The 23,893-nt window shown below is 63.8% G+C and carries 22 protein-coding genes; 8 read left to right on the top strand and 14 right to left on the bottom strand.

All coding sequences use genetic code 11. The features are described 5' to 3' along the window. The first annotated feature begins 88 nt into the window (after positions 1-88). Both pgi and NR193_RS01005 read left to right on the top strand, forming a co-directional pair. Complete coding sequence (pgi, locus tag NR193_RS01010) at positions 89-1,732, top strand: glucose-6-phosphate isomerase (protein WP_256749034.1); 1,644 nt, start codon at positions 89-91, stop codon at positions 1,730-1,732. 5 nt (positions 1,733-1,737) lie between these two features. After that, positions 1,738-2,460 carry an HAD family hydrolase gene (locus NR193_RS01005; protein ID WP_256749033.1) on the top strand — a complete coding sequence of 241 codons (723 nt, stop codon included), beginning with the start codon at positions 1,738-1,740 and terminating at the stop codon, positions 2,458-2,460. Here NR193_RS01005 and NR193_RS01000 read toward each other — a convergent pair. Together NR193_RS01000 and NR193_RS00995 are read right to left on the bottom strand one after the other, a co-directional pair. Then, on the bottom strand, positions 2,444-3,193 hold the full coding sequence (locus NR193_RS01000) for a methyltransferase (RefSeq protein ID WP_256749032.1): 750 nt from the start codon (positions 3,191-3,193) through the stop codon (positions 2,444-2,446). The two genes, NR193_RS01005 and NR193_RS01000, sit on opposite strands and share 17 nt — an antisense overlap. An 8-nt stretch (positions 3,194-3,201) precedes the next feature. Further along, entirely contained in the window at positions 3,202-5,175 is a 1,974-nt protein-coding gene (locus NR193_RS00995) for a long-chain fatty acid--CoA ligase (RefSeq protein ID WP_256749031.1), read from the bottom strand. Positions 5,176-5,629: 454 nt separating this feature from the next. On the opposite strand from NR193_RS00995, the gene NR193_RS00990 reads away from it, so the two are divergent. The 5 genes from NR193_RS00990 to NR193_RS00970 are packed head-to-tail and all read left to right on the top strand — an operon-like array spanning position 5,630 to position 10,871. After that, on the top strand, positions 5,630-7,228 hold the full coding sequence (locus tag NR193_RS00990) for an ABC transporter substrate-binding protein (protein ID WP_256749030.1): 1,599 nt from the start codon (positions 5,630-5,632) through the stop codon (positions 7,226-7,228). Between the two features lie 43 nt (positions 7,229-7,271). Next, positions 7,272-8,279, top strand: coding sequence for an ABC transporter permease subunit (locus NR193_RS00985; protein ID WP_256749029.1), 1,008 nt, complete (start codon positions 7,272-7,274; stop codon positions 8,277-8,279). Continuing rightward, positions 8,279-9,190, top strand: a complete 912-nt coding sequence (locus tag NR193_RS00980) for an ABC transporter permease subunit (RefSeq protein WP_256749028.1) — start codon at positions 8,279-8,281, stop codon at positions 9,188-9,190. The genes NR193_RS00985 and NR193_RS00980 overlap by 1 nt, the downstream gene beginning before the upstream one ends. After that, complete coding sequence (locus NR193_RS00975) at positions 9,190-10,041, top strand: ABC transporter ATP-binding protein (protein WP_256749027.1); 852 nt, start codon at positions 9,190-9,192, stop codon at positions 10,039-10,041. Before NR193_RS00980 ends, NR193_RS00975 begins: the two co-directional genes overlap by 1 nt. Further along, positions 10,038-10,871 carry a dipeptide ABC transporter ATP-binding protein gene (locus NR193_RS00970; protein ID WP_091584458.1) on the top strand — a complete coding sequence of 278 codons (834 nt, stop codon included), beginning with the start codon at positions 10,038-10,040 and terminating at the stop codon, positions 10,869-10,871. Before NR193_RS00975 ends, NR193_RS00970 begins: the two co-directional genes overlap by 4 nt. Before the next feature lie 133 nt (positions 10,872-11,004). On the opposite strand, the gene NR193_RS00965 is transcribed toward NR193_RS00970, so the two are convergent. The 6 genes from NR193_RS00965 to NR193_RS00940 all read right to left on the bottom strand — a co-directional run bounded on the left by NR193_RS00965 (position 11,005) and on the right by NR193_RS00940 (position 16,668). Then, a complete protein-coding gene (locus NR193_RS00965; protein WP_256749026.1) occupies positions 11,005-11,478 on the bottom strand; it encodes a GNAT family N-acetyltransferase in 474 nt (157 codons plus the stop codon). Position 11,479: 1 nt separating this feature from the next. Further along, positions 11,480-12,754: a cysteine desulfurase-like protein gene (locus NR193_RS00960; RefSeq protein WP_256749025.1), complete on the bottom strand. Its 1,275-nt coding sequence runs from the start codon at positions 12,752-12,754 to the stop codon at positions 11,480-11,482. A gap of 47 nt (positions 12,755-12,801) precedes the next feature. Beyond that, the gene (locus NR193_RS00955) at positions 12,802-13,476 is read right to left on the bottom strand and encodes an amino acid ABC transporter permease (RefSeq protein ID WP_256749024.1); all 675 of its coding nucleotides are present in this window, start codon (positions 13,474-13,476) and stop codon (positions 12,802-12,804) included. A gap of 166 nt (positions 13,477-13,642) precedes the next feature. Next, a complete protein-coding gene (locus NR193_RS00950; protein WP_091584467.1) occupies positions 13,643-14,440 on the bottom strand; it encodes an ABC transporter substrate-binding protein in 798 nt (265 codons plus the stop codon). 73 nt (positions 14,441-14,513) lie between these two features. Then, positions 14,514-15,704, bottom strand: coding sequence for a pyridoxal phosphate-dependent aminotransferase (locus tag NR193_RS00945; RefSeq protein WP_256749324.1), 1,191 nt, complete (start codon positions 15,702-15,704; stop codon positions 14,514-14,516). Positions 15,705-15,906: 202 nt separating this feature from the next. Beyond that, entirely contained in the window at positions 15,907-16,668 is a 762-nt protein-coding gene (locus tag NR193_RS00940) for an HpcH/HpaI aldolase/citrate lyase family protein (protein ID WP_256749023.1), read from the bottom strand. Positions 16,669-16,791: 123 nt separating this feature from the next. Between NR193_RS00940 and NR193_RS00935 the strand changes: the two genes are divergently transcribed. Further along, positions 16,792-17,883 (top strand): LLM class flavin-dependent oxidoreductase, encoded by a 1,092-nt coding sequence (locus tag NR193_RS00935; RefSeq protein WP_256749022.1) that lies wholly within the window; start codon positions 16,792-16,794, stop codon positions 17,881-17,883. Positions 17,884-17,939: 56 nt separating this feature from the next. On the opposite strand, the gene NR193_RS00930 is transcribed toward NR193_RS00935, so the two are convergent. The 6 genes from NR193_RS00930 to NR193_RS00905 form a co-directional block, all read right to left on the bottom strand. Continuing rightward, positions 17,940-18,335: a RidA family protein gene (locus NR193_RS00930; protein ID WP_256749021.1), complete on the bottom strand. Its 396-nt coding sequence runs from the start codon at positions 18,333-18,335 to the stop codon at positions 17,940-17,942. A gap of 64 nt (positions 18,336-18,399) precedes the next feature. Continuing rightward, entirely contained in the window at positions 18,400-19,548 is a 1,149-nt protein-coding gene (locus NR193_RS00925) for an acyl-CoA dehydrogenase family protein (protein ID WP_256749020.1), read from the bottom strand. Beyond that, positions 19,548-20,360 (bottom strand): enoyl-CoA hydratase family protein, encoded by an 813-nt coding sequence (locus tag NR193_RS00920; RefSeq protein WP_256749019.1) that lies wholly within the window; start codon positions 20,358-20,360, stop codon positions 19,548-19,550. The genes NR193_RS00925 and NR193_RS00920 overlap by 1 nt, the downstream gene beginning before the upstream one ends. Continuing rightward, positions 20,357-20,827 (bottom strand): MarR family winged helix-turn-helix transcriptional regulator, encoded by a 471-nt coding sequence (locus tag NR193_RS00915; protein ID WP_256749018.1) that lies wholly within the window; start codon positions 20,825-20,827, stop codon positions 20,357-20,359. Before NR193_RS00915 ends, NR193_RS00920 begins: the two co-directional genes overlap by 4 nt. Continuing rightward, the gene (locus tag NR193_RS00910) at positions 20,821-21,594 is read right to left on the bottom strand and encodes an SDR family NAD(P)-dependent oxidoreductase (protein ID WP_256749017.1); all 774 of its coding nucleotides are present in this window, start codon (positions 21,592-21,594) and stop codon (positions 20,821-20,823) included. Before NR193_RS00910 ends, NR193_RS00915 begins: the two co-directional genes overlap by 7 nt. After that, the gene (locus NR193_RS00905; RefSeq protein WP_256749016.1) at positions 21,591-23,885 is read right to left on the bottom strand and encodes a bifunctional salicylyl-CoA 5-hydroxylase/oxidoreductase; all 2,295 of its coding nucleotides are present in this window, start codon (positions 23,883-23,885) and stop codon (positions 21,591-21,593) included. The genes NR193_RS00910 and NR193_RS00905 overlap by 4 nt, the downstream gene beginning before the upstream one ends. Positions 23,886-23,893: the final 8 nt, after the last annotated feature.

The following is a 23,893-nucleotide window of genomic DNA, read 5'->3' as shown; positions in this document are numbered from 1 at the left end:
TTCGGCTCAATAGTTTTGGCGCGACGACACGCGCCGGAAACATCCGGTCTGATATGGTGCGTCGAAAACGTCAGGAGTCCCCCCGCCAGTGGATCAGTCAGCCTTTCAAAAACAGCTTGCCGCCTTGCGCGATCATCGCGCTGCCGCACCTGCCAGCATGCGCCAGGCCTTCGCCGCCGATCCGCAGCGGTTCGAGAAATTCTCCGCCACCGACGGCGACCTTCTGCTCGACTGGTCGAAATGCGCTGTCGACGCGGTCACCATGGACTTGCTGGAAAAGCTCGCCAAGGCCGCCGACCTCGAAGGCCGTCGCGCCGCGATGTTCGCCGGCAAGAAGATCAACCTGACCGAGGATCGTGCCGTGCTGCACACGGCGCTGCGCAACCTGACCGGCAAGGGCGTCACGGTCGATGGCCAGGACGTCAAGGCGGACGTCATCGCCGTACTCGACGCGATGGGCGCCTTTGCCGATGCCGTGCGTTCCGGCAAGGCGGCCGGCGCCACCGGCAAGAAGATCACCGACATCGTCAACATCGGTATCGGCGGTTCCGATCTCGGTCCGGCCATGGCGACGCTGGCGCTGGCGCCCTATCATGACGGGCCGCGCGCCCATTACGTCTCCAACATCGATGGCGCCCACATCCACGACACGCTGAAGGGCCTCTCCGCCGAGACCACGCTTTTCATCATCGCATCCAAGACCTTTACCACCGTCGAGACGATGACCAATGCCGAGACGGCGCGCAAATGGGTGCAGGAAGCGCTCGGCAAGGATGCGGTGGGCAAGCACTTTGCCGCCGTCTCGACCGCGCTCGACCTGGTGGCGAAGTTCGGCATCGCGGCCGACCGCGTCTTCGGCTTCTGGGACTGGGTCGGCGGCCGCTATTCGGTCTGGGGCGCGATCGGCCTGCCGGTGATGATCGCTGTCGGCCCGAGAAATTTTCGCGCCTTCCTGGATGGCGCGCACGAGATGGACGAGCATTTCCGCACCGCGCCCATCCAGGAGAACCTGCCGGCGCTTCTGGGGCTGGTCGGCTGGTGGCATCGCGTGATCTGCGGATATCCGGCTCGCGCCGTCATCCCCTACGACCAGCGCCTGTCCAGGCTGCCGGCCTATCTGCAGCAGCTCGACATGGAATCGAACGGCAAGAGCGTCACCCTCGAAGGTTTGGCGGCGACGACGCCGACCGGGCCGCTGGTCTGGGGCGAACCCGGCACCAACGGCCAGCATGCCTTCTTCCAGCTGCTGCACCAGGGCACCGATTTCATCCCGGTCGAATTCCTTGCCGCGGCCGTCGGCCACGAGCCGGAGCTCAAGCACCAGCACGATCTGCTGCTCGCCAACTGCCTGGCGCAGTCGGAAGCGCTGATGAAGGGCCGCACGCTGGAGGAGGCGCGCGCCCAGATGCTGGCCAAGGGCATGAAGCCTGCCGAGGTCGACAAGATCGCCCCGCACCGCGTCTTCTCCGGCAACCGGCCCTCGATGACCATCCTCTACCGGAAACTCGACCCGCGCACCTTCGGCCGGCTGATCGCGCTCTATGAGCACCGTGTCTTCGTCGAGGGAACGCTCTTCAACATCAACTCCTTCGACCAATGGGGCGTCGAGCTCGGCAAGGAACTGGCCACCGGCCTTTTGCCTGTCGTGGAGGGCAAGGAAAGTGCCGCAAAGCGGGATGCCTCGACCGCTGGTCTGGTGGAATACATCCATCATCTGCGTGGGTCGGAGTGAAGCGCTTGGCAGACATCAAGGGAATATTGTTCGACAAGGACGGGACGCTTGTCGACTTCAACGCGACCTGGCTTGGCGTCGCCGATTTCATGGCCATGGATGCGTCCGAAGGCGATCGCTGGAAAGCCGACAGGCTGCTCGCCGCGGCCGGCTTCGATTTCGTCAACCGACGTTTCAAGCCCGATTCGATCTTTGCCTCGGGCACCAACATGGACGTCGTCGAGCTGTGGTTTCCGCGCCTGTCCGACGAGGACCAGATGCTGGCCGTCGCCCGCTTCAACGAGATCACCTCGGCGCAGGGCTCGGCGATGGCGGTGGCACTGCCGGGCATCGTCGAGACGCTCAACACCCTGCACAGGAAATCCTACCGGCTTGGTGTCGCGACCAACGATTCGACCAGCGGCGCGGAAAGGACGCTGGTCACGCTCGGCGTCGCCCAACTGTTCGACGCGGCCTATGGCTACGACGCGGTCGCCAATCCCAAACCGGCGCCCGATACGATCCTGGCCTTTTGCGATCTCACCGGCCTGCAGCCGTCGGCGATCGCCATGGTCGGCGACAACCGCCACGATCTCGAAATGGCGCGGGCCGGTGGCTGCGGCCTGGCGATCGGCGTGCTCTCGGGCACCGGCACCCGTGAATCGCTGGCCGGCATTGCCGACGCCGTCCTCGATTCCGTTGCCGATCTGCCGGATTTCCTTTCGGCCCGGGTCAAGGAGACGATCTGATATCGGCAGCACTGGCGGGTACCATATTCGCCTCGAAACGAAAGACGCCGCTCGGCTCCAGTGCTTTGCCTTTCGTCTGGCCAAAATCCGGCACCTCGTATTCGGCAAGCAGAAGCAGCCGCGATCGTGGCAGGTAGGCACGGCCCGGGTCGCCGACCAGGACTTCGATGCCGGCGGCGAGGCAGCGGTCGAGGAAGGGAATGACCCGCCAGGCGACGTCCTGCCCGTAGAACACATCGCCGGCGAGCACCAGGTCGATCGCGGGTGGCGAACCCGTGGTGATATCCTTGCCGATCACCGTTATGGCAACGCCGTTGGCTGCTGCGTTGAGGCCGAGCGCGGCGACGCCGTTGCGGTCGATCTCGGCGGCGATCACTTCGCGCGCCCCGGCCTTCGCTGCGGCAATGCCGACAATGCCGGAGCCGGCGCCGAGGTCGAGCACGCGCCGCCCGGCCACGGTCGTCGGACGGTCGAGGACATAGCGCGCGAGCACGGTGCCGCCAGCCCACGCATAGGCCCAGTAGGGCGGTTGTGGCTCCGGCGAACCGTCCTCGTCGTTCTCGTCTTCGGGCTCGACGAGCCGCCTTAATCCGCTGCCGGGATGAGCCGTGTAGAACTGGATCTCGGGAAGCGCAGGTACGGCAACAAGGCGCATGTTCTCCTTGATGAACGTCGCCGGGTCGAGGCGCGAGCGCCGATCTGGCGCCTCGTCGGTGGCGAGCTTGTCACCCAAGATCCTGCCTATTCCCGTAGCGCCCGCCGCAGGATCTTGCCGACCGGCGTCTTCGGCAACTCGGTCCTGAATTCGATGTATTTGGGCCGCTTGTAGCCGGTCAGGTTCTCGCGGCAATAGGCGGTCAGCGCCTCGGCGGTCAGCGCCGGATCCTTCTTGACGACAAACAGCTTCGGCACTTCGCCCGAATGTTCGTCCGGCACGCCGACCGCCGCGACTTCGAGCACGCCCGGATGCTGGGCGACGACTTCCTCGAGTTCGTTCGGATAGACGTTGAAGCCCGAGACGAGGATCATGTCCTTCTTGCGGTCGACGATCTTGGTGTAGCCGCGCTCGTCCATGAAGCCCATGTCGCCGGATTTGAAATAGCCGTCCTTGGTCATCACCTTGGCGGTCTCGTCCGGCCGGTTCCAGTACCCCGCCATCACTTGAGGTCCCCTGATGCAGATCTCGCCGACCTCGCCGAGCGGAAGGTTGTTGCCGTCGTCGTCGCGAATGGCGATCTCCGTCGACGGCAGCGGCAGGCCGATCGTGCCGGTGAAATCGCTGGCGCTGAACTTGTTGGCGGTGGCCACCGGCGAAGTTTCCGAGAGGCCATAGCCTTCGGTGACCGGGCAGCCGGTCAGCGACTTCCAGCGTTCGGCGACGCCCTTCTGCACCGCCATGCCGCCGCCCAGCGTCAGGATCAGCGGCTTGAAGTCGAGCTTGCGGAAATCCTCGTTGTTGAGCAGCGCGTTGAACAGCGTGTTGAGACCCGGAAAGATGTGGACCGGATATTTTGCCAGTTCCTTGACGAAACCCGGGATGTCGCGCGGATTGGGAATGAGCACGTTGCGGGCGCCTTGCTGCATGCCCATCAGCGCGTTCACCGTCAGCGCGAAGATATGATAGAGCGGCAGCGCGCAGATGAAGTTCGGATGCGCCGGCTTCGGCTTGTGGGAATAGGCGTCCTCCAGCCACAGCGCGTTCTGCACGACATTGGCCAGCACGTTGCTGTGCAGCAGCACCGCGCCTTTCGAAATCCCCGTGGTGCCGCCGGTATATTGCAGGAAGGCGACATCGCCGGCCGCCACAATGGCTGGGGTGAAACGCAGGCCGGCACCGGCCTTCACGGCCGCGTTGAACTTGACATGGCCGGGCAGCGACCATGCCGGCACCATCTTCTTCACGCGGCGCACGACGAGGTTGACGATGGTCCCCTTCAGGCCGCCAAGCATGTCGCCCATCGCCGCGACGACGACATGCTTGACCGCGGTCCTGGCGATCACGGCCTGCAAGGTGCTGGCGAAGTTCTCCAGAATGACGATGGCCTGCGCGCCAGAATCCTTGAGCTGATGTTCGAGTTCGCGCGGTGTGTAGAGCGGGTTGACGTTCACCACGGTGTATCCCGCGCGCAGGATGGCCATCATCGCCACGGGATATTGCAGCACGTTCGGCATCATCAGGGCGACGCGCGCGCCTTTCTGCAACCCTTTCGACTGCAGATAAGCGCCGAAGGCCGCCGACAGCCGCTCGATATCGGAGTAGCTGATGGACTTGTCCATGCAGGTGAAAGCGGGCTGGGCGGAAAACTGCTTGCAGGTGGCGACCAGGAAGTCGCCGATGGAACTGTAGGGCAGGACGCCGATTTCGGCCGGCATGTTCTTCGGATAGCTCTTGAGCCACGGCTTTTCCGGCAGCCCGGCGGCGAGCGCGGTCAGCGCCTTCGGCAGTCTCTTGGCGGCAGTTGCGACGGGCTTCGCGGCCGGCGCGGCTTTCGAAGCCGCAGCCTTCGCCGGAGCCGCCTTTGGCGACGCGGTCTTTGTCGGGGTGGTCTTGGCTGCCGTCTTTACCGGGGACGATTTCGTTGCCGGCTTCGCTTTTGCCTTCGCGGTCGCAGCTTTGGTGGCGGGCGCCCCCTGTCGGTCAGGGCCGGCGGCCGGTTTCGAGGCCGCCTTGGCCGGTGCCTTTGCCGGCGCTGCCTTCTTTGCTGTTTTTGCCACCCGTTCCTCCCTGGATCGTTCTGTTCGTCCGCGCCGCGCTCGCCCCTGAATTGATCAGGGACATCCTCCGCTGCTGCCTGGATATCTTCTATGTATTGCCTCTATTGGCGGCCGTGCAAGTCTTGCCCCTGCGGCAGGGCGGGAAAGATTTGCCGCCGAAAATCTTTCCCGCCGCCGCCACTTCGAACCGGGCTCTTCCCGTATTCGCGGCCGAGCGAAGGCACGCGCGCTATCAATATCGCCAGATTGGCGATCAATAAAAAAATGCGGTTGTTAATAATAGCGTGAATGGAAAAAACTGCTAATTTTTTCTGCCATTTGGCAAAATGGCGGATTTTTTTCCTGCTTCCCGCGGGGTAAGCAAACGGGGTGTTCCAAAGCCGGAAAAACGGTGCTTATATGCGCGCTTCGCGAGCCTGATAGAGGGGCTTGGAAGAACATCAGGGAGTGCTCAATGAAAAAGAAACTCGCTTTTGCGGCCGCGTTGCTGGCCGCAAGCGTCCTGGGCGGCATGGCCAATGCAAAGACGCTTGTCTATTGCTCGGAAGCGTCGCCTGCCAATTTTGATCCAGGTACGACGACCGGCGGCAACGACTTCGATGCCTCGTCGCGTACCGTCTATTCGCGCCTGGTCGAATTCAAGCATGGCGGTACCGAGGTCGAGCCCGGCCTTGCCGACAAGTGGGAAATCTCCGACGACGGCCTGGTCTATACCTTCCACCTGCATCCGGGCGTGAAGTTCCAGACCACCGATTTCTTCAAGCCGACCCGCGACCTCAATGCGGATGACGTGGTCTTCTCTTTCGATCGTCAGTTCAACAAGGCCAATCCGTGGAACGGTGACAAGTATCTGCCCAACCTGACCTGGGACTACTACACCGGCATGGACATGCCGAAATACGTCGCCAAGTGGGAAAAGGTCGACGACCTGACCGTCAAGCTGACGCTGACCGAGCCGAATGCGCCGATGCTGGCCAATCTCGGCATGGACTTCGCCTCTATCGTGTCGAAGGAATATGCCGACCAGCTGGAGAAGTCCGGCAAGATGGCCGATTTCTCCACCAAGCCGATCGGCACCGGTCCGTTCCAGTTCGTCGACTACCAGCTGGATTCGGTCATCCGCTATGCGGCCAACCCGGACTATTTCAAGGGCAAGGAGAAGATCGACGATCTCGTCTTCGCCATCACCCCTGACGCGACCGCCCGCATCCAGAAGGTGCTCGCCGGCGAATGCGATATCGCGCCCTATCCGAACCCTGCCGACATCGGCACGATCAAGGCCAACCAGGACGTGACGCTGATGGATCAGGCCGGCCTGAACATCGGCTACATGAGCTACAACACCACCATCCCGCCACTCGACAAGCCTGAGGTGCGCCATGCGCTCAACCAGGCCATCGACCGGGAATCGCTGATCAAGTCGCTGTTCCAGGATGCCGGCGCCACGCCGGCCGAAAACCTGATCCCGCCGACCATGTGGTCGTGGAACAAGGATGTGAAGTCCGACGCCTATGATCCGGAAGCCGCCAAGAAGGTGCTGGCCGCTGCCGGGCTCACGGAAATCCAGCTCTGGGCTTCCGATCGCGTTCGTCCTTACAACCCGAACTTCCAGCGTGCCGCCGAACTGATCCAGGCCGACTGGGCCAAGGTCGGCGTCAAGGCCGAGATCGTCAACTACGAGTGGACCAAGTATCGCTCGGAGGGCAAGAAGAAGGATCGTCCAGGCGCCTTCCAGATTGGCTGGACCGGCGACAATGGCGATCCGGACAACTTCTTCGCCACGCTGTTCGCCTGCTCCGCTATCGGCGTCTCGAACTACTCGAGCTGGTGCGACAAGGACTTCGAGGACCTGATCCAGAAGGCCAAGAAGACCAGCGACCAGGGCGAGCGCACCAAGCTCTACGAACAGGCGCAGGTGGTCTTCCAGAAGCAGGCTCCGGCCTTCCTGCTGGCACATAGCCAAGTCTACGCGGTCGTGCGCAAGAATGTCAGCGGTTTCATGATGGACCCGCTCGGCATTCACCGCTTCGACGGCGTCGACAAAGCTGAATAAGATATTGAGTGGGGCGGCGCTCTAGAGCGCCGCCCCCTTCGCCATGCTCAAATATATTCTTCACAGAATTGCACTTTTGATTCCGACGCTTGTCGGCATCACTATCTGTGCCTTCGCCTTCGTCAGGCTGCTGCCAGGCGATCCCATCCTTGCCATGGCCGGTGAACACGGCGTGGCGCCGGCGCGCTACGAGGAGCTCAAGCAGCAGTTCGGCTACAATCTGCCGATCTGGCAGCAATATGCCCGCTATGTCGGTGAGGTCGCGACCGGTGATTTCGGCGTCTCGATCTCGTCCAAGCGCCCGGTGATGGAAGAGTTCAAGACCCTCTTTCCGGCAACAATGGAACTGTCGTTCTTCGCCATGATTTTCGCCATGGTGCTCGGCATCCCGGCGGGCATCTTCGCGGCGGTCAAGCGCGGTTCCTGGTTCGACCAGTCGCTGATGGGCACGGCGCTCGTCGGCTATTCCATGCCGATCTTCTGGTGGGGCCTGCTGCTGATCATCTTCTTCTCCGGCTATCTCGGCTGGACACCGGTTTCGGGCCGCATCGGCCTGCAGTTCTTCTTCAAGCCGATCACCGGCTTCATGACCATTGATACCCTGCTCTATGGCAAGTGGGATGCCTTCCGCTCGGCGTTGAGCCACCTGGTCCTGCCGGCGATCGTGCTCGGCACCATCCCGCTGGCGGTGATCGCCCGCCAGACGCGTTCGGCCATGCTGGAAGTCCTGGGCGAGGACTATGTGCGCACGGCGCGCGCCAAGGGCCTGTCGCCGGCGCGGGTGGTCGGTCTGCATGCGTTGCGCAATGCGCTCATCCCGGTGGTCACCACAATCGGCCTGCAGATCGGCACGCTGCTCGCCGGCGCCATCCTCACCGAAACCATCTTCGCCTGGCCGGGCATCGGCAAGTGGATGGTCGATTCCATCTTCAAGCGCGACTATGTCGTCGTGCAGTCAGGTCTGCTTTTGATCGCCCTCATCGTCATGGCCGTGAACCTCATCGTCGACGTGCTCTACGCCGTCATCAACCCGCGCATACGGGCCGCGTGATGAGCCAGTCGACCGAAGTCACCGCGCTCGCCGCCGGCAATCCTGACCGCCTGACCGGGTTCAGGACCTTCTGGCACTATTTTTCCGTCAACCGCGGCGCCGTGATCGGCCTGTTCGTCTTCATCCTGCTGGTGCTGGCGGCTTTGTTTGCGCCGCTGCTGGCGCCCTATGCGCCCGATATTCAGGACAAGACCGCGTTTCTGAGACCGCCAGCCTGGCAGGCCGGCGGCAGCGCGCAATATCTCCTCGGCACCGATCCTGTCGGTCGCGACATCCTTTCGCGCCTGCTCTTCGGCGCGCGCTTTTCGCTGCTCATCGGCGCGGTCGTGGTCACGCTGGCGCTCACCGGCGGCATCACGCTCGGTCTGCTGGCCGGCTATTTCCGCGGCTGGGTCGACGTGGCGATCATGCGCTTGATGGACCTCATCCTGGCGTTCCCGTCGCTGCTCCTGGCGCTCGTCCTGGTCACCATTCTTGGCCCCGGCCTGTTCAATGCGATGCTGGCCATCGCGCTCGTCCTGCAGCCGCATTTCGCACGGCTGGTGCGCGCCGCCGTGATGGCGGAGAAGAGCCGCGAATATGTCGTGGCGGCGAAGGTCGCCGGCGCCGGCCATATCAGGCTGATGCTTCGCACCATCCTGCCGAATTGCCTGGGACCGCTGATCGTCCAGGGCACCTTGTCATTCTCCAACGCCATTCTCGAAGCGGCCGCTCTCGGCTTCCTCGGCCTCGGCGCCCAACCGCCGACGCCCGAATGGGGCACGATGCTCGCTTCGGCGCGCGAATTCATCCTGCGCGCCTGGTGGGTGGTGACCTTCCCCGGCCTTGCGATCCTGATCACCGTGCTTGCCATCAATCTGATCGGCGACGGTCTGCGCGACGCGCTCGATCCGAAACTGAGGAGGTCGTGATGGCGCTGCTCGAGATCCAGAATCTCGTCGTCGAATTCCAGACCGCGTCTGGTCCGTTCCGGGCGGTCGATGGTGTTTCGCTGCATGTCGACGAGCGCGAAGTGCTGGCCATCGTCGGCGAATCCGGCTCCGGCAAGTCGGTCTCGATGCTGGCGGTGATGGGCCTTTTGCCATGGACCGCCAAGGTCACCGCCGACCGCATGAGCTTCAATGGCCGCGAGCTTCTGAAGCTGAGCCCGGCCGAGCGCCGCAAGATCATCGGCAAGGACATATCGATGATCTTCCAGGAGCCGATGGCCAGCCTCAATCCCTGCTTCACCGTCGGCTTCCAGATTGAAGAGGTTCTGCGCTTCCATATGGGCATGGATGGTGCACAGCGCCGGGCGCGCGCCATCGAACTCCTGACGCAGGTCGGCATTGCCGAGCCGGCCGAGCGGCTGAATTCGTTCCCGCACCAGATGTCGGGCGGCCAGTGCCAGCGCGTCATGATCGCCATCGCCATCGCCTGCAATCCGAAGCTGCTGATTGCCGACGAGCCGACGACGGCGCTCGATGTCACCATCCAGAAGCAGATCCTCGATCTCCTGGTCTCTCTGCAGGCCAAATACGGCATGGGCCTGATCATGATCACCCACAATATGGGCGTGGTGGCCGAGACCGCCGACCGCGTCATCGTCCAGTACAAGGGCCGCAAGATGGAAGAGGCCGACGTGCTGTCTCTGTTCGAATCGCCGAAGAGCAACTACACCCGCGCGCTTTTGTCGGCGCTGCCGGAGAATGCCGTCGGCGACCGGCTGCCGACCGTGTCCGACATGCTGTTCGAGCCGGCGCCCTCGGGAGCCGCCGCATGAGCATCAAGGTCGTCGAAGGCAAGAACATCGTGCGCGACTACCATATTGGTGGCGGCCTGTTTCGCGGCCAGCGCACGGTGCATGCGGTCAAGGGCGTTTCGTTCAGCGTCGACAAGGGCAAGACGCTGGCCATCGTCGGTGAAAGCGGTTGCGGCAAGTCGACGCTTGCCCGCATCATCACGCTGATCGATCCGGCGACGTCGGGTGAGCTGTTCATCGACGGCAACAAGGTCGACATCGCCAGGAACGGATTGACCAAGGAGATGCGCCGCAAGGTGCAGATCGTCTTCCAGAACCCCTACGGATCGCTCAATCCGCGCCAGAAGATCGGCGACGTGTTGGGTGAGCCACTGCTCATCAACACCAACAAGCCGGCCGAGGAACGGCGCGACCTCGCCATGAAGATGCTGAAGAAGGTCGGCCTCGGACCCGAGCACTACAACCGATACCCGCACATGTTCTCGGGCGGCCAGCGCCAGCGCATCGCCATTGCCCGCGCGCTGATGCTCAACCCGAGCCTGCTGGTGCTGGACGAGCCCGTCTCCGCGCTCGATCTTTCGGTGCAGGCGCAGGTGCTCAACCTGCTTGCCGACCTGCAGGACGAGTTCCAGCTGACCTACGTCTTCATCAGCCACGACCTGTCCGTGGTGCGCTATATCGCCGATGATGTGATGGTGATGTATTTCGGCGAGGCGGTCGAATACGGCTCGCGCGAGGAGGTCTTCGCCGATCCCAAGCACAGCTACACCAGGACGCTGTTCGCGGCGACGCCGCGCGCCGACATTGCCTCGATCAAGGCGAGACTGGCGAAGAAGAAGGCTGCCGCCTGACTCCGGCTGTCACGGTCTTCCGACAAGGCAAACTAGAGCATGATCCCGAAAAGTGGAATCCGGTTTTCGGGAAAGATCATGCTCAAACAAAGAGATAGAGCCCCATCCCGATTCCATCGGGATGGAACAGGCTCTAGGCGGGCGCGGCGGGCGCCAGCGTTTTTACGAGCAAGACATTGGCGTGGCCGCGCGGGAAGTCCTCGAGTTGCGTGAGCCGCTGGAATCCATGCTTCTCGTAGAACTCCGGCGCCTGAAAGGTGAAGGACGAGAGATGGATGACATGGCATCCGCGCAGCCGCGCTTCCTGTTCAGCGGCAGCGAGGAGGCGCGAGCCAAGGCCCTTGCCGCGCTCGCTGTCGGCGATCCATAGCGTCTTGATTTCGCACACGCCCGCCCAACTATGCCCGTGGAGGCCGGCGTAGATCGTCCCGTCGTTCCTCTTCAGGAAGATCGACAAATAGCGACCGTCATCGACGCCGGTGGCGGCGACGTTGAAGCCGTAGAGGCTATCCTCGAGCGCGACGATGTCCTCTGGTGTGGGTTCACTGAGCACAACAAGAGGTGTCGCGTCATTGGCGCTCGGAGCGGAGTCGCCGGGACCAGCCATTTCAGGACAACTTGGCGATGATGGCGCGCAGCGCTTCGCCGAACCGTCGGACCTCCTCCACCGTGTTGTAATGGACCAGCGACGCGCGGATGGCGCCGCTGTCCATCGAGAGGTTGAGACGCTTCATCAGCCGCGGCGCGTACATGTGGCCATCGCGGATGCCGATCTGCATTTCGGCCATTTCCTCGACGATCCGTTGCGGTGACAGCCTGCCGATGTTGAAGCAGAAGGTCGGTACGCGCTCATTGATGCGGGCTTCGTCGGCGACGCCATAGATGGTCGCCCCGCAACCTTTCAGCACGGCGAGCATCTCGCGCGCCAGCAGCAGCTCATAGTCGCGGATGGCGCCCATGCCGGCGACGATGTTTTCGCGCCGCGAGCGGTTGTTGGATGGCGCAAGGTTGCGGCCGATCAGTTCCAGATACTGCACGGCGGCATCCATGCCCGCGACATTCTCGTAGATGAAGGTGCCGGCCTCGACCTTGTAGGGCGGCTCGTCGGGGATGAAATCCTCGCGGAAGGTCGGCAGCCGCTTCAGCGTTTCGAAGCGGCCCCACAGGAAGCCCATATGCGGCGAGAAGTTCTTGTAGCCGGAGCAGACGAGATAGTCGCAGTCCCAGGCCTGCACGTCGATCAGCCCGTGCGGCCCGTAATGCACGCAATCGAGGAACACTTCCGCACCGGCCGCATGCGCGATTTCGGCCACCGAGGCGACGTCGACGATCGAGCCGATCGAATGCGCCGTCACCGTGCAGGCAACGAGACGGGTGCGATCGGAAACCAGCGGGCGCAGATCGTCGACATGCAGGTTGCCGTCGTCGCGCATCCGCCACCATTTGAACTTGGCACCGGCCTGCTCCAGTGCCAGCCATGTCGCGATGTTGGCGTCATGATCCATGTCGGTGATGACGATCTCGTCGCGCTCCTGAAGCATCTGGCCGATGCCGAGGCTGACCAGGCGGATGAACGAGGTGGCGTTCATGCCGAAGCAGATTTCCGAGGGACTGGCGGCATTGATCAGCAATGCCACGCTCGCGCGCGCATCGGCGACCGCCTGGTCGACAGCGACACTGCGGCCGTAGCGGCCGCCGCGCTGCACATTGTGCGCGACCAGATGGTTGGTTACCGCGTCGAGCACGCTCTGCGGGATCTGCGCACCGGCGGCGTTGTCCAGGAAGATGAAGTCGCCGGCCCGCTGCAAGGCGGGAAACATGGCGCGGATGGTGTCGACGGGGAACGCGGTGGCGTTCGCTTTGTCGGTTTGATGCTTGTTCACGGGTATGCTCCTGCGAAGGACTTGGCGGTTGGGATCAGTTGGCGAGGTCAGCGTGTCTTCTCGGTCTTGAAGCGGCGCTCGAGCAGGCTGACGAGGCGGACCATCGGCCAGAGGAAGATGAGATAGACAAGGGCTGCGCCGATCAGCGGCGAGGGGTTGGCGTAAAGCGACTGCGCGTTGGTCGCTTCCTTCAGGAGTTCCGGCAGCGCCACGGTGGAGGCGAGCGAGGTATCCTTGAACATCGAGACGCAATTGCTGGTCATCGGCGGGATGACCACGCGGACCGCCTGCGGCAGCACCACCTTGCGCAAGGTCAGCAGGAACGGCAGGCCAAGCGCCTGCGCCGCCTCGAACTGGCCGCGCGGAATGCTTTCGATGCCGGAACGGAACACTTCGCTCGAATAGGCCGACATGATGATGGCAAACGCCGTCACCGCCGAGGCCCAGGACGACAGGCGTATGCCGAGGAAGGGCAGCGCATAGTAGATCAGGATCAGCACGACCAGCACCGGCAAAGCGCGGAAGATGTCGGTGTAGCCGATCGCGAGCCACCGCAGCGGCTTCGGCGCGTAGAGCCGCAGCAGGCTGATCACCAGCCCGATGGGGATGCCGATGCCGATGCTGAGCAGCCCGAGCAGCAGCGTGTTCAGGAAGCCGCGCAGCAGCGCCGGCAGGCTGGACATGATGACATCGGGGTTGAAGAAGGTGTCCAGCAGCGACATGGGAGCGTTCCCGAACCGTTTTGCGTCCCGTGACGCCAGAGCAAAGGGTGCTCAGTTAAATTCTCGGCCTCGCCGATGGCGAGACGGTTTGCGCGGAAGCTGGCGCCAGGGCATCAAATGAATCGTGCCGGCCTGGAAAGCCGGCACGATTTCAGTGCATTGCCGCTCAGGCCTTCGGCAGCGGCATTTCCTTGACCGTCGAAGAGTCGGCGGGGGCGTCGCTGCCGAACCACTTCTTGTGGATCGCGGCCAGCGTGCCGTCTTTCTTCATCGCGGTCAGGGCGTCGTTCAGCTTGCCGAGCAGCGGGTGGTCCTTGGTCATCATCAGGCCGTACTGTTCGCCGGTCTTGATGCGCTCCTTGACCGTCAGGTCCTTCATCTTGGTGAAGGAATACTGCATGCCCGGAATGTCGCTGACGGCGGCATCGACGCGGCCGGCGCTGAGGTCGAGCAGCAGGTTCTGCTGCGTGTCATAGCCCTTCACGTCACTGAAGCCGTCAGCCTCCTGATGCGCCTTGACCCAGGTTTCGCCGGTCGATCCGGACAGCACGCCGACGATCTTGCCCTTGAGGTCAGCCTCGGCCTTGATCGGGCTGTCGGTCTTGGTGGCGATGCCCATGTCGGAATCATAGTAGGGCTGCGTGAACGATTGCGACTTCAGCCGCTCCGGCGTGATGGTGATCGACGAAATGGCCACGTCGATGCGCTTCGACGTGGTGGCGGCGAACAGCGCCTGGAAGCCGAGATCGGCGATATCGGTGGTCATGCCGACGCGCTTGGCCGCTTCGTTGACGATGTCGACCTCAAAGCCCTCGAAGGTGCCGCTCTCGTTCTTGTACTCGAAGGGCGGATTGGTCGGGTAGGCGCCGACATTCAGCACGTCGGCGGCATAGGCGGTGGCGGGGCCGGCGGCGATGCCGATGGCGGCAGCGAGAAGAAGCAGATTGCGGCGAGTGAAGCTCATTTGTGTTCCCTCTGTTGTTGATCGGGCGGGTTGGCCCCGCACGGTTTTTTGCCGCCCCACCTCCGGCAGGGCGTCAATTCATGGCAGCGACCATGCGGTCGAGCGCGGTCGCTATCTGGTCGCGTTCACGGCAGACGCACATCCGCAGGAAGGCCGTTGCCGAACTTCCGAACAGATGGCCAGGCGCCAGCCCGACACGCGCCGTCTCCAGGATCTTGGCGCAGGCCTGCCGGGCATCACTTTCGCCTTCCAAGGCAAAGAAGGCATACATGCCGCCACGCGGTTTCGCCGGCAGGATGATGCCCGGAATCTGTCCCAGCCTGATATAGGCGAGGTCGAGGCCGGTCCTGATCCGCTGCCTGATCTCCTCGACCAGCGGTTCGCCCTGGCGGATGGCCGCAACAGCGCCGGCCTGGATCGGAGCCGCCGTGCCGCTGTTGATATACTGGGTCATGGCGCCGAGCTGGTCGGCCACCCCGGATGGATGCGTCAGCCAGCCAATGCGCCAGCCTGTCATCGCCCAGGCCTTGGAGAAGCTGTTGACCGACAGCACCCGGTCGCCGTCCTCGGCGATCTGCAGGATGGAGGGGGCAACGTCGCCGTCGAAATAGAGCCGGCCATAGACCTCGTCGGAAATGATCCAGATGCCAGTGCGCCGGCTGAAGTCGAGCAGGGCCTGCATCTCCTGGCGCGACGCGGTCCAGCCGGTCGGGTTGGAGGGCGTCGACAGGAAGATCGCCCGCGTGCGCGCGTCGCAGGTCGCGAACAGCCGGTCGAGGTCGAGATGCCAGTCGCCCTTGAAGTCGAGCGAAAACGGCCGCGGCTCACCACCGATCAGGTGGATGGCGTTGTGGATGTTGGGCCATTGCGGCGCGACATAGACGACATTGGTGCCGGTATCGACCAGCAGCTCGAGCGCCAGGTACAAGGCCTGCATGCCGCCCGGCGTGACGGTGGTGCGCGCGATGGGAATCGGTCGGCCGTGCAGGCGCGTCTGATACTCCGACAGCGCTTCATTCAGAGGCCCATGGCCACGCATGTTGGGCACGTAGAAGGTGAGGCCGTCATCGAAGGCTGCCTTGGCAGCGTCGCGGATGAAGGCCGGCGTGACCATGTCGCCTTCGCCATACCAGAGCGCGATCACGTCGCCGAGTTCGCGCGCACGCACGGCAAGGTTGGCGATGTTCTCGGTGTGCAGATCACGGATTTGAGCGCGCACGCCATCGAAAGCATAGCGCGCACTGGACGATGATTGGGGCAGCATGAACGACAAGGACTGAACCCTTTGAACCCACCCGGAGCACCACGATGGACTGGCCGGCAAGCCCGTCCGGCACGGCAGGCGCCATCGACTTTGGAATGCTTATCCAAACCACGACACTTTTCAAGGCAAAAGTTTTAAGCTTAAAAAGTTTGGCCGGCATGTTGCCCGGCCGATACGCATTTTTGTGTCAGCTGCGCTCGTCTCACGCCAATTCGTCGCGTGCTGCGGCACAGTTGGCCGCAGCACCGGCGCCGAGAAACATCGTGTCGCTGGCCAGGATGAAGAAGCTGGCGCCGATGGCTGCCCATTGCCCGACAGGCTGCGGGCTGGCGCAAAATATGCCGGCGGTCTTGTCGTGCGCGGTCGTCGCGCCGATGATCGTCCTGATCGCCGCATTCAGCCTGTCGGCGCCTTTCGGGCCAATCGCATCGATCGACACCGAAAGGTCGCCGGGACCGACGAAGATCACGTCGACGCCGTCGACGGCGGCGATCGCTTCGATGTTGGCCAGCCCCTCTGATGTCTCGACCTGTATCGCCACGACGATCCTGTCGTTGGCATCGGCAAGATATTCGGGAATGCGATAGCCGTAGCCTGCGGCTCGGCCGGGGCCGACGCCGCGCTCGCCCAGTGGCGGATAGCGCGAGGCTTTCACGGCTGCTTCGGCCTGGGCAGCGGTCGAGACGCGCGGGATCAGCACGCCCTGCGCCCCGCTGTCCAGCGCCGCCTGGATTGCTTCCGGCGCATGGCTGGGAACGCGCACCATCGCCGGAACGCGATGGACGTCTGCCGCCCGGACCATGCTCTCGATCATGTCGCGCGAGATCTGGGCATGCTCCCAGTCGATGCAGAGGAAATCGAGGCCGGACTGCGCCATCACTTCGACCGCGACGGGATGAGGAATGGCGGCAAACGAACCGATGAGGCGCGTCTTGCCGGTGCATTTCTGGCGGAACTCGCTCATGCCGATCCCCTTTCTCGTCCTGCCCAATTCCATATCCGCAAACGATGGCGAGGCGAAGCTATTTCATGCTTGAAATATTTTCACGGAGCCGTAGCGTGCCATCTCCCGCCGAGAGGTCGCGACATGAAGAAACCACATCCCCTGCACGGCTCCAACAAACTGAAGCTTGGCGTCTTTTCGACCAATGCGGATGGTGGCCTTGCCATCACCGACGTGCCGGAACGCTGGACGGCAAGCTGGCGGGACAATCTGACGGCGGCCCAGATCGCCGACCGCGCCGGCCTGGAGTTCATGCTGCCGATCGCGCGTTGGCGCGGTTTCGGCGGCCGCAACAAGGTGCGCGAATGGTCGTTCGAGACCTTCACCTGGGCAGCAGCCCTTGCCGTGGCCACCGAACAGATCGGCCTGTTCATGACCGTGCACGTGCCGCTCGTGCATCCGCTCTATGCAGCCAAGGCGCTGGCGACGGTCGACCACATCAGCCAGGGCCGCGCCGGGCTCAACATCGTCTGCGGCTGGAACCCCAAGGAATTCGGCATGTTCGGCACGCCGCTGGTCGAGAAGGGCTACGACCAGGCGGCCGAATGGATCGAAATCCTCGAAAGGCTTTATGCGTCCGCCGAGCCCCTCGACTATGAAGGCACCTATTATCGCCTCAAGGAAGCGGTGAGCCGGCCGGCCAGTCTGCAAGTCCCGCGACCAGTGACCATGAATGCGGCGTTCGGCGGGCCGGGTCGCGATTTCGCCGCCGCCAGATGCGACTATCTGTTCACGACATTTTCCGAAATGAGCGACGCCGGCAAGCATGTCGCCGATATCAGCGAGCGGGCCGACAGAGTGGGCCGAGATGTCGGCGTCTACACCGTGGCGCATGTCGTCTGCCGCCCGACGATGGAAGAGGCGCAGGCCTATTACACGCGCTATGCCGTTGATATGGCCGACCACGACGCGGTCGATGCCCATATGGCGGGCAAGAAGGAATTCTCGCAGTCGCACGACCCGCATGCCTACGAGCGCTACCGGCAGCGCTTTGCTGGCGGCGCCGGCACGTACCCGCTGATCGGAACGCCGGAAACGATCGCGGCCGAAATGGTCGCCATTGCCGGGCATGGCTATCAGGGCATCGCGCTGTCCTTCGTCAACTACACGCAGGAGCTGCCCTATTTCTGCGACCACGTGCTGCCGCTGCTGAGGCAAGCTGGGCTTCGCGAATAGATTATTCCGGACGGACAATTATTCCGGCGATTGGTTATTCCTGAACAACGAATTCGTTATTCCGGGATAACGGCGGTGGCCTGGATCTCCACCTTGGCGCGGTCCTCGACCAATGCCATCACCTGCATGGCGGCCATCGCCGGAAAATGCCGGCCGATCACCTCGCGATAGGCCTCGCCGATACCCCTGAGATTGGCGAGGTATTCGGCCTTGTCGGTAAAATACCAGGTCATCGAGGTGATGTGCCGCGGCTCCGCACCGGCCTCGGCCAGCACCGCCACGATGTTCTCCAGCGTCTGCCGCACCTGGCCGACAAAGTCGTCGGTTTCGAACTGGCATTGCCCGTTCCAGCCGACCTGTCCGCCGACGAAGACCAGTTGCCCACGCGCGGCGACGCCATTGGCATAGCCGACCGGCTTCGCCCAGCCTTCCGGCTGCAGGATCGTGTGCATTTCAAGCCTCCCGGTATCCTAAAAATCAAGTCTCAAAATCGAATGCCCGTCAAATTTCCTGCCGTCACGCCGCGCCCATCACTTGCCGCGCGATCACCACTTTCTGCACGTCCGAGGCGCCCTCGTAGATGCGCAGCGCGCGGACCTCGCGATACAGGCTTTCGACGATATGGCCTTTGCGAACACCGTCGCCACCGTGCAGCTGCACCGCCTTGTCGATCACCTCCTGCGCCTTGTCGGTGGCGAACAGCTTGGCCATAGCCGCTTCGCGGGTGACCCGCGCCGCACCCATGTCCTTGGTCCAGGCGGCGCGGTAGACCAAAAGGGCCGCCGCATCGACGTCGAGCGCCATATCGGCGATATGGCCCTGCACCATCTGCAGTTCGGCCATCGGCGCGCCGAACAGTTTGCGCTCGGCCACCCGCTTGATGCTTTCATCCAGCGCCCGGCGGGCAAAGCCGAGTGCTGCCGCACCGACGGTCGAGCGGAATACATCGAGCACCGACATGGCGATGCGGAAACCGTCGCCCGGCCTGCCGATCAACGCCGAGGCTGGCAGGCGGACCTGATCGAACGACAGGCGCGCCAAGGGATGCGGCGCGATCACTTCAAGCCGTTCGGCGATGCCGAGACCCCTGGCGTCGCCAGGCACGAGGAAGGCGGAGAGCCCCTTGGCGCCCGGCGCCTCGCCGGTGCGCGCAAAGACGACGTAGAGGTCGGCGATGCCGCCATTGGAGATCCAGGTCTTCTCGCCGGACAGAACATAGCTGTCGCCATCGCGGGTCGCCGTCATCTCGGTGTTGGCGACATCCGACCCCGAGCGTGGTTCCGACAGGGCGAAAGCGGAAATCGCCTTGCCGGCGCGCGTCTTCGCCAGCCATTGCTGTTGCTCGGGCGTGCCGAACAGGCTGAGCGCGCCGGTGCCAAGCCCCTGCATGGCGAAGGCGAAATCGGCCAGCCCATCATGGCGGGCGAGCGTCTCGCGCGTGATGCACAGCGTACGCACGTCGAGTGGGCCCGGATTGTCGGTGTCGATGGCCGTCGGCTTCAGCCAGCCGTCCCTGCCGAGCTTGCTCACCAACGCGCGGCAGGCGGCATCGACATCGTGATGGTCGACCGGCAGGTTCTTTGCGCACCATGCCTCCAGCCGCTCGGCCAGCTGGCGATGGCGGTCCTCGAAGAACGGCCAGGAGAGGAAACTCTTGTCAGCCATCAATTGCCCTCGAACGCCGGCTTTTCCTTGGCCACGAATGCCTTGTAGGCGCGCTCGAAATCGCGCGTCTGCATGCAGATCGCTTGCGCCTGCGCTTCCGCCTCGATCGCCTGGTCGAGACCCATCGACCATTCCTGGTTGAGCTGCGTCTTGGTGATGCCGTGGGCGAAGGTCGGGCCGGAGACGATGCGCGCCGCCATGTCGAGCGCGTCGGCCTCGAGGGAAGCGGCGTCGACCAGCCGGTTGTAGAATCCCCAGCGCTCGCCTTCCGCCGCCGTCATCGTGCGGCCGGTGTAGAGCAGTTCGGCGGTGCGGCCCTGGCCGATGATGCGCGGCAGGATCGCGCAGGCGCCCATGTCGCAGCCGGCAAGGCCGACGCGCGTGAACAGGAACGCCGTCTTGGCTTCCGGCGTGGCGATGCGGATGTCGGAACTCATGGCGATGATGGCGCCGGCGCCGACCGCAACACCATCGACAGCCGCAATGATCGGCTTGCCGCAATTGAGCATCGCCTTGACGAAATCGCCGGTCATGCGGGTGAAGGCGAGGAGCTCCTTCATGTCCATCTTGACCAGCGGGCCGATGATGTCGTGGACATCGCCGCCTGAGCAGAAATTGCCGCCATTGGACAGGAACACCACGGCGTCGACATCGTCGGCATAGACGAGGTCGCGGAACGTATCGCGCAGCTCGGCATAGCTGTCGAAGGTCAGCGGGTTCTTGCGCTCCGGCCGGTCGAGCCGGACCTTTGCGATCCTGCCCTCGACCTGCCACAGGAAATGCTTCGGCTTGAGCCCGGCCATTGCGGTCATTCGCGTCCCTCCCAGTTGCTGCGGAAAGAGGTCAGCATGCCGGTCAACCGGCGCGCGTCGTCCTCGCTGACCTTGCCCAGCAATTCTCCGATCCAGCCCTCATGCACCGCGGCGATGGTGGCGAAGGTTCGCGAGCCTTCCTCGGTCAGCCGCACCATCGAGGTGCGGCGGTCGCCATTGCGTCGGGCGCGGGCGACCAGCCCTTCCGAGACCAGCCGGTCGACGATGCCGGTGACATTGCCGTTGGACACCAGCAGGAAGCGCGACAGGTCGCTCATCAGCATGCCTTCCGGCGCCCGATAGAGCGCGGCCATCACATCGAAGCGCGGCAGCGTCGTGTTGAATTCCTTTTTCAGCCGCTCGCGCAGCTCGGCCTCGATCGTGCGCGAGGCACGCAGCAGCCTGATCCACAGACGCAAGCGGTCCTTGCCGGGTCCTGACGGCGCGGGCAGCGGGCCGGCTACCATGTTTCGCCTCCTGAAATGGAAATCGTCTGTCCGGTGATCGACGCCGCCCCATCGCCACACAGCCAAAGGACGGCGGCGGCAACCTCTTGCGGCTGGATGAAGCGGCCTTGCGGATTGGTCGAGGCAAGGCTCGACCGTGCCTGCTCGACCGAGCGTCCGGTCTTTTCGATGATACGCTGGATGGACGCCTCCAGCATTTCGGTTTCCACGAAGCCCGGGCATACCGCGTTGACGGTCACGCCTGACTTCGCCGTTTCGGCCGCCAGCGCCCGCATCAGGCCGACGACGCCATGCTTGGCGGCGACATAAGGCGCGACGTAGGCGTAGCCTTTCAGTCCGGCGGTCGAGGCGATGAAGACGATCCGGCCCGCCTTTCGCCCCGCCATGCCGGCCAGCGCCGGCTTCACCGTCAGGAAGGCGCCGGTCAAATTGACGTCGAGCGTGCGCTGCCAATCGGCAAGGGAGGTCTTGTGCGCCGCCGTGCTGCCGGCCATGCCGGCATTGGCGACGACGATGTCGAACGGCCCACGCGCGGCTTCGGCCGTCTCGTAAAGGGACGTCATTGCCGCCTCATTGGTGACATCGGCGGCGATGGCGAAGATGCGGTCATTTTCGCCGGCCACCTTGGCGAGTTCCGCTTCCCGGCGCCCGCAGATGGTGACGTCGATGCCAGCCTCTGCCAACGCCAGCGCGATTGCCCGGCCGAGGCCGGAGCCACCGCCGGTGACGAGCGCATGCTTGCCGGCGATCGCTGTCGCGGCCGTCATACTTTCAGCCCTGCGGCCGCATCACGCTCGGCCAACCTGTAGAGCTGGTCGCGGCCAGGCAGATAGGGGTCGGGCCATTTGACGCCGCGATCGCCGAGCGTGACCGCCGCATGCAGCGTCCAGTAGGGATCGGCAAGATGTGGCCTTGCCAATGCGACGAGGTCGGCGCGGCCGGCCATCAGGATCGAATTGACATGGTCCGGTTCGTAGATGTTGCCGACCGCCATCGTCGCCATGCCGACCTCGTTGCGGATGCGGTCGGAAAACGGCGTCTGGAACATGCGGCCATAGACTGGTTTCGCCAGCGCGGAGGTCTGGCCGGCCGAGACGTCGCAAATGTCGACGCCGGCCTCATGCAGCAGCCGCGCGATCTCGACCGCGTCGGCTGGCGTCACGCCTTCGATGCCGACCCAGTCATTGGCCGAAATGCGCATCGAGATCGGCTTCTCCGCCGGCCAGGCGGCGCGCACCGCGCGGAAGATCTCGAGGGGATAGCGCATGCGGTTTTCCAGCGAACCGCCATACGCGTCCGTGCGCCGGTTGGTGACCGGCGTGATGAAGGACGACAGGAGATAGCCGTGCGCGGCATGGATCTCGAGCATGTCGAAGCCGCAGCGATCGGCCATCTCGGCCGAGGCCACAAATTCGTCGCGTACCCTGTCCATGTCGGCGCGGTCCATCGCCTTCGGCACCTGGTTCTGCGGCGACCACGCCACGGGCGACGCCGCCATCACAGGCCAGTTGCCGGATGTCAGCGGCACGTCGGTGCCTTCCCAGCCGAGCCGCGTCGAGCCCTTGGCGCCGGAATGGCCGATCTGCGCGCAGATCTTGGCTTCGGTCTCGGTGTGGACGAAATCGACCAGCCGCTTCCACGCCACTTCATGTTCGGGCGCATAGAATCCGGGGCAGCCGGGCGTGATGCGGCCTTCGGGGCTGACACAGGTCATCTCGATATAGACCAGCCCGGCACCACCCTTGGCGCGCTCGGCATAGTGCGTGAAATGCCAATCGGTCGGACAGCCGTCGACGGCCTTGTACTGCGCCATCGGGGAGACGACGATCCGGTTCTCGAGCCTCATGTCGCGCAGCTTGAACGGCGCGAACATCGGGGCGCGGCGAAGGTTGTTGGCGGCGGCGCCTGCCTGGCGCTGGAACCATTCCTCGGCGCCACCCAGCCATTCGGCGTCGCGCAGCCGCAGATTCTCGTGGCTGATGCGCTGCGAGCGGGTCAGCAGCGAATAGTTGAACTGCACCGGATCGAGGCCGAGATAGCGCTCGACCTCCTCGAACCATTCGAGCGAATTGCGCGCCGCCGACTGCAGCTTCAGCACCTCGGTGCGGCGGGCATCCTCATATTTGCGGAATGCGGCGTCGAGGTCCGGTTCGGACTCGACATAGTCGGCCAACGCCACAGCACTTTCCAGCGCCAGCTTGGTGCCGGAGCCGATCGAGAAATGCGCCGATGCCGCGGCATCGCCCATCAGCGCCAGGTTCTTGTAGGACCAGCGCTCGCACAGCACGCGCGGAAAATTGATCCAGGCCGAGCCACGGATGTGGTTGGCATTGGTCATCAGCGCGTGTCCGCCAAGATGCCTGGCGAAGATGCGCTCGCAGGTGGCGATCGATTCCTGCTGCGACATCGAGCCGAAGCCGAAAGCCTGCCATGTCTGTTCGCTGCACTCGACGATAAACGTCGCGGTGTCGCTGTCGAACTGGTAGGCGTGCGCCCACACCCAGCCATGCTCGGTCTTCTCGAAGATGAAGGTGAAGGCGTCGTCGAACTTCTGCTTGGTGCCGAGCCAGACGAACTTGCACTTGCGGGTGTCGATATCGGGCTTGAAGATGTCGACGAAGGTGTTGCGCGCCCTGGAGTTCAGCCCGTCGGCGGCGACGACCAGATCATGCGTCTCCATATAAGGCTTGGGGTCGGCGATGTCGGTCTCGAACATCAGCTTGACGCCGAGTTCGCGTGCGCGGCGCTGCAGCAGGATGAGCAGCCGCTTGCGGCCGATGCCGCAGAAGCCGTGGCCGGTCGAAACCGTGCGCACGCCATCATGGATGACGGCGATGTCGTCCCAGTAGGCGAAGTGCTTCTTGATCCAGACGGCGCTGACCGGATCGTTCTTCGACAGGTTTTCGAGTGTCTCGGCCGACAGCACGACGCCCCAGCCGAACGTGTCATCGGCGCGGTTGCGCTCGAACACCGTCACATCATGCGCGGCGTCCCTGAGCTTCATCGAGATGGCAAAGTAGAGGCCGGCTGGTCCGCCGCCGAGAACCGCAACCTTCATCTGTGCGA

The sequence above is a fragment of the Mesorhizobium sp. Mes31 genome, assembly GCF_024519675.1.
In the GTDB taxonomy this organism is placed as follows: Bacteria; Pseudomonadota; Alphaproteobacteria; order Rhizobiales; family Rhizobiaceae; genus Mesorhizobium.
Note: the sequence above shows the minus strand (reverse complement) of the source record. Positions and strands in the feature narration are given on the sequence as shown.

Bases quoted from the DNA above. Each gene is read 5' to 3' on its own strand.
- NR193_RS00990 (WP_256749030.1), top strand. From the start codon at position 5,630: ATGAAAAAGAAACTCGCTTTTGCGGCCGCGTTGCTGGCCGCAAGCGTC.
- NR193_RS00985 (WP_256749029.1), top strand. From the start codon at position 7,272: ATGCTCAAATATATTCTTCACAGAATTGCACTTTTGATTCCGACGCTT.
- NR193_RS00980 (WP_256749028.1), top strand. From the start codon at position 8,279: ATGAGCCAGTCGACCGAAGTCACCGCGCTCGCCGCCGGCAATCCTGAC.
- NR193_RS00975 (WP_256749027.1), top strand. From the start codon at position 9,190: ATGGCGCTGCTCGAGATCCAGAATCTCGTCGTCGAATTCCAGACCGCG.
- NR193_RS00970 (WP_091584458.1), top strand. From the start codon at position 10,038: ATGAGCATCAAGGTCGTCGAAGGCAAGAACATCGTGCGCGACTACCAT.
- NR193_RS00965 (WP_256749026.1), bottom strand. From the start codon at position 11,478: ATGGCTGGTCCCGGCGACTCCGCTCCGAGCGCCAATGACGCGACACCT.
- NR193_RS00955 (WP_256749024.1), bottom strand. From the start codon at position 13,476: ATGTCGCTGCTGGACACCTTCTTCAACCCCGATGTCATCATGTCCAGC.
- NR193_RS00950 (WP_091584467.1), bottom strand. From the start codon at position 14,440: ATGAGCTTCACTCGCCGCAATCTGCTTCTTCTCGCTGCCGCCATCGGC.
- NR193_RS00945 (WP_256749324.1), bottom strand. From the start codon at position 15,704: ATGCTGCCCCAATCATCGTCCAGTGCGCGCTATGCTTTCGATGGCGTG.
- NR193_RS00940 (WP_256749023.1), bottom strand. From the start codon at position 16,668: ATGAGCGAGTTCCGCCAGAAATGCACCGGCAAGACGCGCCTCATCGGT.
- NR193_RS00935 (WP_256749022.1), top strand. From the start codon at position 16,792: ATGAAGAAACCACATCCCCTGCACGGCTCCAACAAACTGAAGCTTGGC.
- NR193_RS00930 (WP_256749021.1), bottom strand. From the start codon at position 18,335: ATGCACACGATCCTGCAGCCGGAAGGCTGGGCGAAGCCGGTCGGCTAT.
- NR193_RS00925 (WP_256749020.1), bottom strand. From the start codon at position 19,548: ATGGCTGACAAGAGTTTCCTCTCCTGGCCGTTCTTCGAGGACCGCCAT.
- NR193_RS00920 (WP_256749019.1), bottom strand. From the start codon at position 20,360: ATGACCGCAATGGCCGGGCTCAAGCCGAAGCATTTCCTGTGGCAGGTC.
- NR193_RS00915 (WP_256749018.1), bottom strand. From the start codon at position 20,827: ATGGTAGCCGGCCCGCTGCCCGCGCCGTCAGGACCCGGCAAGGACCGC.
- NR193_RS00910 (WP_256749017.1), bottom strand. From the start codon at position 21,594: ATGACGGCCGCGACAGCGATCGCCGGCAAGCATGCGCTCGTCACCGGC.
- NR193_RS00905 (WP_256749016.1), bottom strand. From the start codon at position 23,885: ATGAAGGTTGCGGTTCTCGGCGGCGGACCAGCCGGCCTCTACTTTGCC.